Origin of the sequence: Celerinatantimonas yamalensis, from assembly GCF_046054155.1 — a bacterium.
Taxonomy (GTDB): Bacteria; Pseudomonadota; Gammaproteobacteria; order Enterobacterales; family Celerinatantimonadaceae; genus Celerinatantimonas; species Celerinatantimonas yamalensis.
Genome location: NZ_JBEQCT010000001.1, coordinates 552,005 through 565,452, shown reverse-complemented (window position 1 = coordinate 565,452; position 13,448 = coordinate 552,005). Strand labels below are relative to the sequence as shown.

Below are 13,448 nucleotides of genomic sequence, written 5' to 3'. Positions count from 1 at the left end.
GTAAAAAAGTTGTTTTACCCGCAACTGTGGTGCTATTTCAATAGCCAAGGTAGAATGATGGGCTAGCTATTTGAATGGAACCCAAATGCAGTTATTTCAACATCTTCGATGGTTTTTCCGTCGTTATTGGTATACCTACTCTCTTGCCCTTTTTATGTTGTTCGTGGTTGGCATTATTAATATGGCTATCCCTTGGACGGTTGGCCGAGTCATTGATCACATGCTTGCTACCCACAACTTAGCGGGTACCCATCTCTATCTATTAGGGTTATGTGTTGCAGGACTTATTGTCTACGTACTGCGCTATGGCTGGCGGCGCATGCTCTTTGGTACGTCTTTCAAACTGGGGAACATTTTACGCCAACAATTTTATCAGCGACTCACCTGTCAAGGGCAAGCCTTTTATAATGAGCACTCTACTGGCGACTTGATGGCTCGTGCCACCAACGATATAGATGCGATTGAAACCGCTGCTGGCGAAGGTATTCTCTCAGGATTCGATGGATTTTTAACGTTCACCCTCGTTTTAGTGATGATGTTTATCTTTATTGACTGGCGTTTGGCGGCTCTCGCCTTGCTTCCTTTTCCGCTAATGGGCTATAGCTTTTATCGCTTGTCAAATACGATCCATCGTCAATTTAGAGATACCCTAGATAGGTTCTCAACCTTAAATGAGCATAGCCAACAAGCAATGGTTGGGATCCGGATGATCAAATCAATGGGCCGAGAAACGATTGAAAAAGATCAGTTTGATCAGATAGCTGAACAAGCGGCGACTAGTAATTATCAAGTCGAGCGTTCTGAAGCTAAATTTGACCCGATCATCAAACTCAGTTTAGGCGCTGCGATGTTAATTACCCTGCTAGTGGGCGGTTGGCAGATTCATGAAAATATGTTAACCGTAGGGCAACTGACCAGTTTTACCTTATATCTTTCTGAACTTATTTGGCCCATGTTTGCCTTTGGCTGGTTGATGAATATCATTCAGCGCGGTAATGCGGCAATGACCCGCTTACATGAATTATTATCCTTATCCGATAGTATTGAGGATAGCGGTAAATTGAACGCTGACGGTTACGATATACAAATCAAGCAATTAACATTTAAATACCCAGGCAGTAAGCAAAACAGTCTGAAGCAGATTGATCTCACACTAGCTGAAAATCAGGTATTAGGTATTGCTGGAGCAACAGGTGCCGGGAAGTCAACTTTATTGCAGCTACTAATGCGCTATTGGGAAACTGACATTGGACAAATTAGTCTACACCAAACCCCTATTCAGCATTATCAGTTGCAACAACTGCGGAGTCTCTTCGCCTATGTTCCACAAGATTCGTTCCTCTTTAGTACGAGTATTATGGAAAATATTCGCATGGGACGTCCTAATGCATCCGATGAAGCAATCTACCAAGCCGCAGAGGTGGCCGCAATTCATGATGATATTTTGCAATTCCCGCAAGGCTACCAGACGCAGGTTGGTGAACGAGGGGTCACTTTATCGGGGGGGCAGCGTCAACGATTAGCAATAGCGCGAGCACTAGTAAGTAATTCACCCATTCTTATCCTTGACGATGCCTTGTCGGCAGTGGATGTCCATACTGAACAAAAGATCATTCGCCATTTGCGTACTCGCGACTCGCAAAGCGTAATCATTGTGAGTCACCGACTTTCCGCTATGGAACATGCTGATAAAATTGTCGTGTTCGCGCACGGTGAAATTATCGAGCGAGGAAATCATCAAACGCTGCTTGAACATGATGGCTGGTATGCTCGCATGTCAACGTACCAGCAGATGGAACAAGCAATGGGAGATTCTTATGAGTAATGCCAACTCAGCTAAAGCGAAGTCATCAGGCTCATTTCGTCTGTTATTAAGTTATGTATTTACCGACCGTCCTTTATTTATTAAAGCGGTATTACTGGTTATCGTTGCAACAGGATTTGATGTTGTCGGCCCTATCTTGGCGAAAATTTTCATTGATAATTTCATTATGCCTAACCATTATCCGTTGTGGCCAATTGTCGGTATTATTGTGTTGTATATTGCGACAACGGTTCTGGGTACTTTTTTACATTATAAACAAACGCTCAAATTTATTAATATTGCATTGAATGCTGTGCTCGATATTCGTCGACGAGTATTTGCCCATGTGCTCAAGTTGCCGATGGCTTTTTTCGATCATGCTCGGACGGGTCAGCTGGTCAGTCGTATTACCAATGACACCGAGTCCATAAAAGACATTTATGTGCAATTTTTATCCAATGTCTTGGCAAATGTCATTTTGCTCATTGGGATCCTCATCGCCATGGCTATTCTTGATATTCGATTAATGCTGGTGGCCTTACTGTTACTCCCGACCGTGATGGGACTGATCTATGTTTATCAACATCTGAGCGGAAAAATTGTGGCGAAGACTCGACAGGTGCGATCCGATATCAATGCGACCATTAGTGAGTCCATCGGTGGAATGCCGGTCATTCAAGCGACCAATCAGCAACAATCAAAACTGGCACAATTTGATGCGATTAATGATGATTATTATGCAACCCGTCTCAAAACAATTAAGATCGCCTCGTATTTATTGCGCCCGGCGATTAGTTTATTAAATATTTTGGTGTTAGTCGGTGTAGTTTGGTTGTTTGGTCAACAAGTGGTGGAAGGCGTAGCAAAAATTGGTGTGCTCTATGCCTATTTGAACTATCTAGGTCGTTTCACTGAACCGTTGGGGGATATTACGCAGCGGTTTAGCTTGTATCAACAGGCAATGGTGGCTGGCGATCGCATTCACTCGCTCTTACAAGAGCCAACTATTCAAGAGCATGGAACATTGGCAGCACGCATTGAACAAGGCCATCTCTCTATTGAGCATCTCAAATTTGGCTATCGAGCTGATAAGCCCGTTTTACACGATTTAACGGTTGATATACCCGCTGGGCGCTTTTTTGCAATTGTTGGCCATACAGGAAGCGGTAAAAGTACCCTACTGAGCTTATTACTTAATTTTTATCAGCCTCAAGCGGGTGCCATTTGTATCGATGGACATTCATTAGATGAGTTTGATCACGATACGCTGCGCGAAGGCGTCGGTTTTATTCCTCAAGAGCCATTTATTCTAGCCTCAACCCTATTTGACAATATTGATATGGGGCGCGGATTAAGCCAGCAAGCCGTAGCAAAAGCGGCCACCCAAGCACGCTTACATGACGTGATAGCAGAAATGCCAGAAGGTTATCAAACCCAGTTAGGTGAAGGTGGACTGCGGCTATCTACAGGTCAACGTCAGCAACTCATTATTGCTCGCGCATTAGCTGGATCACCGAAAGTATTGCTGCTGGATGAAGCGACCGCCAATGTTGATAGTGAAACCGAACAGGTTGTCCAGCAGGCATTGAATCAACTCCGCGGGAAAGTGACGATGATCGTTGTCGCTCACCGGCTCTCGACCATCAGCCATGCTGATCATATTTTGGTGTTAGACCATGGGCGTTTAATTGAACAAGGAAATCATCATCAACTGATGAAGCTTGAACAAGGACGATACCGTTCCATGTACCAACTTCAGCAGCAGGCCAAACGTATTCAACAAGCTGAATCAGAACTGGCTTAATTGATTGGGCAAGATTTGTTTAACAATGTGGTTGATGCGCTGCAAACATTAGCGTATTCAACCCATTGTGTAGGTAATGCCCGATGAAATTTATTTCGATAGCGTGAAATAAAGGCACGATACAACCCATATTTAAAATAGATATCGGTGGCGCTCATCGTCTCGCCCCGATAATCAACTTTTTGTCGCTGATTAACCCACACTTTGAGTCCCCCTTTTGCTGAGCGTTGCCACGTTGCTTTAACCGTGACTGACTGCCAAGTGCCACGCAATTGATGCATCGGGATCAATAACTGCCGATAATTTGGTTGATGAGGAAGATGTCTGACTAACCAGTAACCTTGGTCATCAAGTTCAAACATCCAAGCAGGTTTTGCACCTTTTTGATGAAACTGTCCTAGCGTAACTTTCGTAGGATAGATATCTTGATAAGAGGTGGGCAGATAAAATTGCCAGTGATACCAGCGTGTTTGTCCTGCGGCTGTGGTTTTATGACGTTCAGATAGTTCACTTCGTTCACGATCTTGTTGGCAATCATTCCAACTATTATTGGTGCTGCAATCCCCTGCCCTGACTTCAAATCGCTCAATAAGAGGTGCCGGATTTGTGCTGCTTACGGGTAATATTCTATATCCCCAAACGGTTGTATTCAAAGAGCGCATCATCGGGTCAAGTAATCCATGAGAGACACTTAGCGGCGACTCTACGCGATGCCCAGTCAATAAACTTGCAACAAGAATGAGTTGAGTGAATAGCATAGATATCCCTATAAAAAAACCACTTCAAGTGAAGTGGTTTAATTCTAACTGCGATACCAATAAATTAGAAGCGGTAGCCTACACCAATACCAACTAACAAAGGGTTCAAATGGCCCGTTGCATGAACATGGCCCACACCTGTCACATCTGTATTAACATCGGTTTTCAAGAACAGTTTTTTAACATCAAGGTTCACTGACCAGTTACCTACAATTGCATAGTCAAAACCAGCTTGCAGGGCATAGCCGAATTTATTTTTATAATCAATTGATGTATTACCAGAACCAGTATCTTCACTGAAAAAATAGGTGTAATTAATCCCAGCACCAACATATGGACTAAAACGTTGTTTAGGCATAAAGTGATATTGCAAAGTTAATGTAGGTGGCAATAAACGCACTGAGCCCAAATCAACTTTACCAGCACCCGTATTCCATTTCACATCATGTTTTGAAGTGCCCGCAATTAATTCAGCAGCAATATGATCGGTGAAAAAATATGAGAAATCTAATTCTGGAATAACATCATTACTAACCTCTGCCTTGCCTGCTACGTCACTACTGTGAATACTTTCACTAGGTACGACATCAACAATACGTGCACGAATCAAAAAATCCCCAGCAGATTTAGGCTTAAAATTCGCAGCATTAGCACTAGTTGCAATGAGTAATGATGTAGATAGCGCAGTTAATGCCATCCATGTTTGAATACTTTTCCGTTTCATAAAGATAGCTCCTAAATAAACTATTTATTTTGTAACGCATAAAATGCCTTTTTAACGCTTCAATTATATTGATACGGATCAATATAATTTTAACTAGTTAGCATTATTAGCGATTGGGATTAAACAATATGCAACGAGTCACACTGTTATCTAACATAATCTACATAATTTTCTAAACTAATTATTAATAAGTTTATTTTAAATACATATTAATAATGGTGATAAAATATACATCCAAGATTTAATCATTTGATCTTGCTTTATTCAGTAATTTTTTCATCATCGTAATAATGTATTAGACGGTGATTGATGGTCTATATGCTGTTGTTTGTCATCACTATATCGCGCTGTATGTTAAATAGTCACCAGCTCAATGTCTTGTTGACTCAAATAGTGGATATCACTTTCGGGGGCGTCTTTACCTGTCACTAGCATGTCAAATGCATCAATAGATCCACCTAGTGTGGTTGGGAAAATTAAGCCAAACTTGCTGGCGTCTGTCAAAATAATGTTACGTTTTTGCTTTGCTAAAATAGCTTCTACAACATCGGCTCTCATCATATCGCGACTAGTAAAACCAGTATCTTGATGAAAGCCATCAATACCAATAAAAGCGGTACTAAAGTGTACCTTTTCGATGCAATACCGAGTTAAGGAGCCAACTAAGCTCTCACCTTGATGCTGATAGACGCCGCCTAGCAAAATAATATCGGCATTCGTATTACGCAGAAGATGTGCCACATAGGCACTGGAGGTCACCAATGTGATATCCCCTCGTTCGGCTAATACCCGCGCCAATAGGGCATTAGTACTACCGCCTTCAATCATCACGGTTTCACCAGGCTCGACTAAAGCGGCAGCACGTTCAGCTAGCTTTTGCTTGGTCCCGAACCGGACTTCCATCTGCGCGGCAATATCATCGTTATCGACCGCCACTGCCGCGCCATGAATGCGCTTGATATACCCTAACTGCTCTAAGTAATTTAGATCTTGACGGATAGTCACTTCAGAGACGCCAGTATGTTGGGCAAGTTCGGTCACCGAAACGCGATAGCGCTGGTTAACAATTTGGATAATTTCGCTACGTCTAGCATTCATGAATGATCTCTCTACTGGCATTATTGAGTTTCGAATTATTTTCAAATGAAAAGGAACTCGAAAAACAATTTTAACGTTATCTGTTAATGAGAATCAACATGACATATCGAATATTGCACAATTTGTTTTATATGATAAATACTATAATAGTGATTGCCTGTGAAAGATTCGAATGTAAGAGCATAAATTTTGTCGGCAGATGGAACCGACAATCTCATCACATCAAGTGACAAGAGCTATCACAACAAGCAAAGATGAGCAGCGTATCGACCAGTTGGTGCGATAGCGAGTGTCTGGTGTGGGAATTATCTGAGCGAATATCAATTATCCGTGGGGAGCATTAAGCGTTACATTTGCTCGATGAATAAATGTAAAGGCAGTGTTTGTGGTTAAATTAAAGACTGGGTAGTGCCGATATAAACTTGAGTTACAGTATGTAAGGTGGCATAACGATGAAGGTGAACGACCATCGACAAGGCTCTGTCTAGAGGGTCGTACTGTTCGAGCAAAACATACAAAAATACAGGCCCTCTATTCAATAGATACATTTAAACCATTCGTTCAATTTTGAGTTCAGAGCGCTATGAAAACAGGTCTTCCGCGTCATCTGTGGTGCTGATAAGCCGCTAGTCGATAAAGAATCCGCTTCCTTGCCAATCAACATCCGATTGAACTTTAATCTGCGAGACTCGAGCCATAGGTGATCCATGCTGTAAAAATGACAATAGTTGTTCAACTTTGTCCGGCTCACCTTTAACCATGACTTCAACACGCCCGTCTTCTAAATTATGCGCATAACCGGCTAAACCTAACCGAGATGCTTCGCGCTGGGTAAAATAACGGAACCCCACACCTTGAACTCGCCCGCTAACGAAAACCTGTCGACAAATCATTGCATATCCCTCAAGCACAAGACCACACTGGGGTAGACATCGGAATTTTAGGCAATAACGAACGACCTAGTTCAAGGGATCTTATATAATGATGACAAACACGCCCATCTGCATCATTTGAGACAATCTCTTCAAATCCATAATAACGCCACAAACGCCGTAATTTGTCCTGATGGCAGTTGCACATCAGCATAAGTTGTGTGTAACCTTGTTCAGTACTTTGCTGACAAGCCCAATTTAACATCATTGCAGAATAACAGTTCCCTGCATGCCCACGACTCACTGCTAGCTTATGGATAAATAAACTACTTCGGCGCTCTTGGGGCGTTACTTGTGACCAATAACAACGATTGTTGAAGATCATCGCTGCCACTGGGCGATCATCAACATAGCCCATGAATAATTCATCCATTCGATGATGCGCCAAGATGGTATGCGGAACAATTTGTTGCTGATCCCATAACGTTTCACCATGATCTTCAAACCACCGCGCCGCCTCCATTAGGATTTCGCAAAATTTATAGAGATCAATGGCCTTGACCGGACGAACGGTAAATGACTGCAAAATTTTATCCATGTCGTTAAACTACCTGCATTTGGCAGGTCCGCAAACGGACCTATCCAAGAAAATCTGCTTTGCACATGTTCCCGACGAACACAGCGCCATCTATATAGTATCAAAATTACAACTGCTGTAAAAATTCTTGTCGACTCGCTAAATTACTCTTAAAACAGCCCCCGAGTGAGGTCGTTGTTGTATGACTTGAGTGGTCTTCAACCCCGCGTGACTTAACACAATAATGCGTCGCATTGATGCGCACCGCAACGTGCTCGGTTTGTAGGATAGTTTGTAATGCCAGCAATATTTGTTGGTTTAATCGTTCTTGAACCTGTGGACGCTGGGCAAAAAATCGCACGATTCGGTTGATTTTAGAGAGTCCGATTACTTTGCTAGAGGGAATATATGCTACGTGAGCAAAACCGTCAATCGCAGCAAAATGATGTTCACAGGTACTAATCATGCTGATATTTTTGACTGTTATCATCTCATCAACATTCATTTTGTTGTCGATCAAAGTTATCTTCGGGAAGTTTCGATAATCTAATCCTTGAAAGATCTCGTTGACGTACATTTTAGCAATGCGGTTCGGTGTTTCAGCTAAGCTGTCATCAGTTAGATCCATACCAAGAATATTAAGGATCGCTCTAAAGTGACCACCTATTTGCTCGATCTTATCTGTATCACTATTATGATGAGCATCTGACTCGATACATGGTGTTTCAATGCCCGCAGCAATTAATGCTTGTTGGACATTTCGAGCATCACTGGTGATTTCTGTCATTCGTTATTATTCCTTATATGAAATTGTGATGGTTGGAGATGAACCATCGCAGGGCGCTTATCAACGCCCCAATAATACTGGTATTATCTATCTTTCTATTTTTGATTACCAAAGGATCAATATGGACTCCTGCTCCCATCCTGAACTTATGCCTCTTGACGAAGCGCAATCCTATTTAGTTAAACAACTCCCTATTATAGCGTCTCCAAAGTTTTCTTCCTATCAACAGTCGCTAGGGTTCTATTTAGCATCAACGGCTAAAGCGTCGAGTCCAATTCCGAGTTTTGCCAATTCAGCAATGGATGGCTATGCGTTTGCCTACGAAAACTTAACTAAGTACGACACACTAACGGTTACTCAGCAGATTTTGGCCGGCGACATCCACCGCTATGAGATAAGTGCGGGTGAATGTGCACAAATTATGACAGGAGCACCAATGCCTATTGGTGCAGATACTGTCATCATGCAAGAACAAACCAGTCGTACAGCAAACCAACTCACTCTTCATCACCAGCCTAAACTTGGTGCAAATGTTCGCCACCCCGGTGAAACCGTCAAGCAAGGACAAATAGTTGCACAAGTCGGCGATACAATTAGTGCCGCTCATATTGGCCTATTCGCAAGTATAGGTCTTGCCCAGGTCAATTATTATCAACCGATTACGGTTGGTCTATTTTCGACAGGCGATGAACTACGTGCGCCAGGTTCAGAACTCGAATTCGGTCAGATCTATGACTCCAACAGAGCGATGCTGCAAGCAATGCTTAAGTCATTACCCGTGAAGGTTATTGACTATGGGGTTCTTCCTGACAATTTATCAGCAATTATCGATTTGTTAAAAAAAGCCAATCATGAATGCGATGTTATTATCAGCAGTGCTGGTGTCTCGGTTGGTCACGCTGATTTTACTAAAGATGCACTTGAGACGCTAGGACAGATAGCGTTTTGGAAAGTTGCCATGAAACCTGGCAAACCCTTCGCATTTGGCCGCTTATCTGACAGCTATTTTTTTGGCCTTCCTGGTAACCCAGTATCCGCAGCGGTGACCTTTTTACAACTGGTTGTTCCCGCCTTGCGAAAACTAGGCGGAGGTCGCGAACATCAACCGCAACGCTGGCCTGCAAAAGCGAGTGTGAGCTTCAAAAAACATCCCGGACGAGTTGATTTTCAAAGAGCCATTGCTGAAGTAGATGAACAAGGTCAATGGCATGTTCGCCCTGCTGGCACACAAAGCAGTGCTACTTTGGCATCGTTTATTGAAGCAAATTGTTTTGCGGTTCTTGAACAAGAACGTGGACCTATTCAGGCGGGAGAGATGGTTTCTATCGAAATGATCCCTTCTCTTTTAAGATATAGCATTTATTAGGGATAGGTTGATATTTTGTCTCAGCTTGTCAAAAATTCAGGTAAAACTATTTATTGGCGATAAGGTTAGCGTCAATAAACAAATATACGAATATGAAATAGATGGTCGCTAAGAGTTACTTTGAAATCAATTTGATTCAGTTTAGATCATGGCTGCGGGGCGCAGAGCAAGAATGCAAAGCGCCGACCATCTACAAATTTTATTGAGAGCCTCCGCAGTGAGCTCAATGATATTAGTGATCAAACCATTGACTCGCAGCGCTCACATCGCTGTCCCGCTGCTCAAGCCAGATACTCTGCCCTTGCCGGGTTTCTTTTTTCCAAAAAGGAGCACAGGTTTTTAGTTGATCCATGATGTACGCCGCTGCTGCAAATGCATTTTTGCGATGTTTTGCACTCACGCCGACAAAAACAATTTGCTCATTGACTGATAGTTTCCCAACTCGGTGGATCAAATGTACATCAATTAGCTCCCATTGTTCGCTCGCTTGTGCAACAACTTGGGCCAAAACAGTTTCTGTCATTTGTGGATAATGTTCTAAAAAAAGTTCAGTGACATGCTGCCCATCTGTCATATCTCGCACCGTGCCTACAAAAAAGACAATCGCGCCAGCTCGAGGGTTGTTGGCCAATTGCTGATACTGCAAACCAACATCAAAATCTTCACCCTGCACTCCAATCACGCTAGCCTCCTGTAACCGGTGGAAAAAATGCTAGCTCATCACCTGGTTTAACTTCCGCATTAAATGTCACGTGTTGATGATTAAGCGCGCATAATACTTGGTGTTCAGCAACATGTCGCCACATGCCGTTGGCATCCATCAGTTGCTTAACCAATGCGCTAACGGCAATACTTTCATCCAGTGGCCATTGCAACTGTGAAATGCCAATTTGTTCACGTAATCTTGCAAATAAACGGATGGTAATCATTCCCCCTCCTGATACTGATAATGGCCGCTACGTCCACCTTGCTTTTCCAACAAACAAAGGCCTTCGATGCGCATATCGCGCTGTAGTGCTTTACACATATCATAGATGGTTAGTGCGGCAATACTCGCAGCGGTCAAGGCTTCCATTTCAACCCCTGTTTGTCCAGTTAACTTCACCATCGTTTCAATTTTTACTCTGTTAAAATCCGCCTCTGCTGTGAGCTCAACACTCACTTTGCTCAAGAGCAAAGGATGACATAATGGAATTAACGCACTGGTTTGTTTCGCGGCTTGAATGCCTGCAATACGAGCTGTTGCAAATACATCTCCTTTGTGGTGATTACCCGAGATAATTGCAGTTAATGTTTGCTCATTCATGACTACAAATGCTTGTGCTCTGGCGACGCGTACACTGGCAGATTTATCTGAAACATCCACCATATTTGCCCGACCTCGTTGATCAAGATGACTGAACGTGGCCATTAAACCTCCAAATGCATAACAAAGTTGCATGGTTTATGACGGCTATCGAGCTGATCAACTAAAATCTTGCTCCAACCAGTTCGACATGCGCCTGTTGAGCCAGGCAAGCAAAAAATAGCCGTATGATTCGCCATCCCAGCTAATGATCGACTTTGAATAGTCGATGAGCCAATTTCTTCAAATGAAATGGCTCGAAAGATCTCACCAAACCCTTCAACATTTTTGTCAAATAGTGGTTGAATCGCTTCTGGCGTCATATCACGATCACTGAATCCAGTTCCACCAGTAGTAATAATGACATGGATGTTTGGATCGGCAATCCATTGACTAATTTGCGCACGGATTTGATAGCGATCATCAATTACAATTTTACGTTCAGCGAGCTGATGACCCGCTTCAACCAGTGATTCGGCCAAATATTTACCCGAGGTATCGTTGTCATCGTTGCGTGTATCTGAAACGGTTAATACCGCAATTGTTAATGGATAAAATTCTTTTGCACTATGACTCATAAGATGTCTCTCTATGTAATCGTTCAATAGCTTGTTGCCATTGCTCAGGGGTATTCGTATTGGTCAGCGCCATTGGTTCAGCCCATTGTATTACCTTCGCATTCAGTTTGTTTAGCCAAGGTTTTAAAGCAAAATGACCACTTTGTTCGCATTCATAAGTTGTGCGCAAAGTACCATCAGATAGAGGTAACCAGATCGGAAATATTGCTTGCTGAAGGTAAATGCACTGTTGATGCTGATGGGTTAGGGCTAAAAATTGTTGTAATACTTTAGCCGTTAATAACGGCATATCAACGGCAATCACTAATAATGCTTGAGCCTGTAAGCGAAATTCTCTCATGGCTGAGCCAATCCCCGCTAATGGCCCAGATGCTGGGCTTTGATCACCAATACATGGATAGTTCGGATAATCGCCACTTATCCAAACCGGCGCACCCAGCTGCTGTAATCGTTGATACTGGCAGTCTATAAGCGTTGTTTCACCCAAAGCTAGCAACGCTTTATCTTGACCCATTCGTCGAGATTGGCCACCACTTAAAATGATACTTATAAAAGGCTGCATCTATCCACCTACCGAGGCTAGATGAATAGTTTGTCCTGGATTTCGTTCGAGCAAATGGTGCCCAGACTGTTTATCGCGTAAGGCATGGCTAATAGCATCAGCTAAAGGCTGTATGCCATCTTGTTGTAAATAGGGCCTTAAATCATGACCAGATTCACCAAATAGGCACAGATGTAGTTTGCCAACAGCCGATATCCGCAGCCGATTACAACCCGCACAAAAATCATGCTCATAAGGCATAATCAGACCCACTTTGCCGCGATAATCTGGGTGACTAAATACTTGGGCCGGTCCAGCATCTCTAGCTTGAGGCAACATTGTCCAGCCTCGTTGTTGTAAAAATAACTTAAGACGTTGGCCACTGATATGCTCTGATTCAAATAGCTGGCGTTGTTCTAGCGTTTCCATCAGCTCAATATAACGAAGCTCAACAGGCCAATCACGCAACCGTTCTAAAGTGCGATCAAATTGTACAAAGTTATAAGTTTTCATTAGCACTGTGTTCAGCTTGACCGTCAGATCGCAGCTTAATGCCGCTTCGATGCCATCCATCACTTTACCAAAGCGTTTCGTGCCGGTAATTTGATTAAATAGTCGTTCATCAAAGCTATCAATGCTGATATTGATCCGAGATAAACCTGCTTGCTGCCAACTATTGACATGTTTGGCAAGGCGATAGCCGTTAGTCGTCATCGCCACTGTTTTTACTTCTAGAGGTTCTGCACACAACGCAATAATGGCTTCGATATCTCGACGTAGTGTTGGCTCGCCTCCCGTAATGCGGATCTTAGACGTTCCCGCTTTAGCAAAAGTGATCACCAGTTTTTGAATTTCATCAAGGGTCAAAAACTGCAGTGCCTGTTCAGGACGCTGATAGCCTTGGGGAAGACAATAGCTGCATTTGAAATTACACACATCTGTCACCGATAAACGCAAGTAGCTAAATCGGCGATTAAACTGATCGATAAACATTAAAAACCTTTCCATATGGGAGGCATAGTCATTTCTTCCTATACCCTGTCTGCATTAAACGCGCAGAGGTACTATTTCCATATCACTAGGAGACAGGAGCAAAGCACTCGGTTCACCAGCATTATATGCTAACTGTGCTATTTTTGTCAGTAGGGTATCGATTCAAACCAGCGTTTACTGAGCTTCGATTGATACAGCTCA

Annotated in this window: 15 protein-coding genes and 1 riboswitch; of the genes, 3 read left to right on the top strand and 12 right to left on the bottom strand. The window is 42.9% G+C overall.

Annotated elements, in window-relative coordinates; genetic code table 11:
• The first annotated feature begins 85 nt into the window (after window positions 1–85).
• Both ABUE30_RS02770 and ABUE30_RS02765 read left to right on the top strand, forming a co-directional pair.
• A complete protein-coding gene (locus ABUE30_RS02770; protein ID WP_408622139.1) occupies window positions 86–1,825 on the top strand; it encodes an ABC transporter ATP-binding protein in 1,740 nt (579 codons plus the stop codon).
• The gene (locus tag ABUE30_RS02765) at window positions 1,818–3,608 is read left to right on the top strand and encodes an ABC transporter ATP-binding protein (protein ID WP_408622138.1); all 1,791 of its coding nucleotides are present in this window, start codon (window positions 1,818–1,820) and stop codon (window positions 3,606–3,608) included. Before ABUE30_RS02770 ends, ABUE30_RS02765 begins: the two co-directional genes overlap by 8 nt.
• On the opposite strand, the gene ABUE30_RS02760 is transcribed toward ABUE30_RS02765, so the two are convergent.
• The 6 genes from ABUE30_RS02760 to folE form a co-directional block, all read right to left on the bottom strand.
• Complete coding sequence (locus tag ABUE30_RS02760; RefSeq protein ID WP_408622137.1) at window positions 3,605–4,366, bottom strand: heparin lyase I family protein; 762 nt, start codon at window positions 4,364–4,366, stop codon at window positions 3,605–3,607. The two genes, ABUE30_RS02765 and ABUE30_RS02760, sit on opposite strands and share 4 nt — an antisense overlap.
• 64 nt (window positions 4,367–4,430) lie before the next feature.
• Window positions 4,431–5,090, bottom strand: coding sequence for an OmpW/AlkL family protein (locus ABUE30_RS02755; RefSeq protein ID WP_408622136.1), 660 nt, complete (start codon window positions 5,088–5,090; stop codon window positions 4,431–4,433).
• 354 nt (window positions 5,091–5,444) lie between these two features.
• The gene (locus tag ABUE30_RS02750; protein ID WP_408622135.1) at window positions 5,445–6,188 is read right to left on the bottom strand and encodes a DeoR family transcriptional regulator; all 744 of its coding nucleotides are present in this window, start codon (window positions 6,186–6,188) and stop codon (window positions 5,445–5,447) included.
• A 626-nt stretch (window positions 6,189–6,814) separates the two neighbouring features.
• Window positions 6,815–7,081, bottom strand: a complete 267-nt coding sequence (gene yccX / locus ABUE30_RS02745) for an acylphosphatase (protein ID WP_408622134.1) — start codon at window positions 7,079–7,081, stop codon at window positions 6,815–6,817.
• Window positions 7,082–7,091: 10 nt separating this feature from the next.
• Window positions 7,092–7,658 (bottom strand): GNAT family N-acetyltransferase, encoded by a 567-nt coding sequence (locus tag ABUE30_RS02740; RefSeq protein ID WP_408622133.1) that lies wholly within the window; start codon window positions 7,656–7,658, stop codon window positions 7,092–7,094.
• Window positions 7,659–7,764: 106 nt separating this feature from the next.
• Window positions 7,765–8,424 (bottom strand): GTP cyclohydrolase I FolE, encoded by a 660-nt coding sequence (gene folE / locus ABUE30_RS02735; RefSeq protein ID WP_408622132.1) that lies wholly within the window; start codon window positions 8,422–8,424, stop codon window positions 7,765–7,767.
• 28 nt (window positions 8,425–8,452) lie between these two features.
• Here folE and moeA point away from each other — a divergent pair, with 28 nt between their 5' ends.
• Entirely contained in the window at window positions 8,453–9,790 is a 1,338-nt protein-coding gene (gene moeA, locus ABUE30_RS02730) for a molybdopterin molybdotransferase MoeA (RefSeq protein WP_408622131.1), read from the top strand.
• Window positions 9,791–10,022: 232 nt separating this feature from the next.
• Here moeA and ABUE30_RS02725 read toward each other — a convergent pair whose 3' ends face one another.
• The 6 genes from ABUE30_RS02725 to moaA form a co-directional block, all read right to left on the bottom strand.
• Window positions 10,023–10,472: a molybdenum cofactor biosynthesis protein MoaE gene (locus ABUE30_RS02725; RefSeq protein ID WP_408622130.1), complete on the bottom strand. Its 450-nt coding sequence runs from the start codon at window positions 10,470–10,472 to the stop codon at window positions 10,023–10,025.
• Window position 10,473: 1 nt separating this feature from the next.
• Window positions 10,474–10,719 carry a MoaD/ThiS family protein gene (locus ABUE30_RS02720; RefSeq protein WP_408622129.1) on the bottom strand — a complete coding sequence of 82 codons (246 nt, stop codon included), beginning with the start codon at window positions 10,717–10,719 and terminating at the stop codon, window positions 10,474–10,476.
• Window positions 10,716–11,201 (bottom strand): cyclic pyranopterin monophosphate synthase MoaC, encoded by a 486-nt coding sequence (moaC, locus tag ABUE30_RS02715; RefSeq protein ID WP_408622128.1) that lies wholly within the window; start codon window positions 11,199–11,201, stop codon window positions 10,716–10,718. The genes ABUE30_RS02720 and moaC overlap by 4 nt, the downstream gene beginning before the upstream one ends.
• A complete protein-coding gene (gene moaB / locus ABUE30_RS02710) occupies window positions 11,201–11,713 on the bottom strand; it encodes a molybdenum cofactor biosynthesis protein B (protein ID WP_408622127.1) in 513 nt (170 codons plus the stop codon). Before moaB ends, moaC begins: the two co-directional genes overlap by 1 nt.
• On the bottom strand, window positions 11,703–12,275 hold the full coding sequence (mobA, locus tag ABUE30_RS02705; protein WP_408622126.1) for a molybdenum cofactor guanylyltransferase: 573 nt from the start codon (window positions 12,273–12,275) through the stop codon (window positions 11,703–11,705). The genes moaB and mobA overlap by 11 nt, the downstream gene beginning before the upstream one ends.
• Window positions 12,276–13,247, bottom strand: coding sequence for a GTP 3',8-cyclase MoaA (moaA, locus tag ABUE30_RS02700; RefSeq protein ID WP_408622125.1), 972 nt, complete (start codon window positions 13,245–13,247; stop codon window positions 12,276–12,278).
• Window positions 13,236–13,372: riboswitch (molybdenum cofactor riboswitch) on the bottom strand. (Overlaps the previous gene by 12 nt.)
• Window positions 13,373–13,448: the final 76 nt, after the last annotated feature.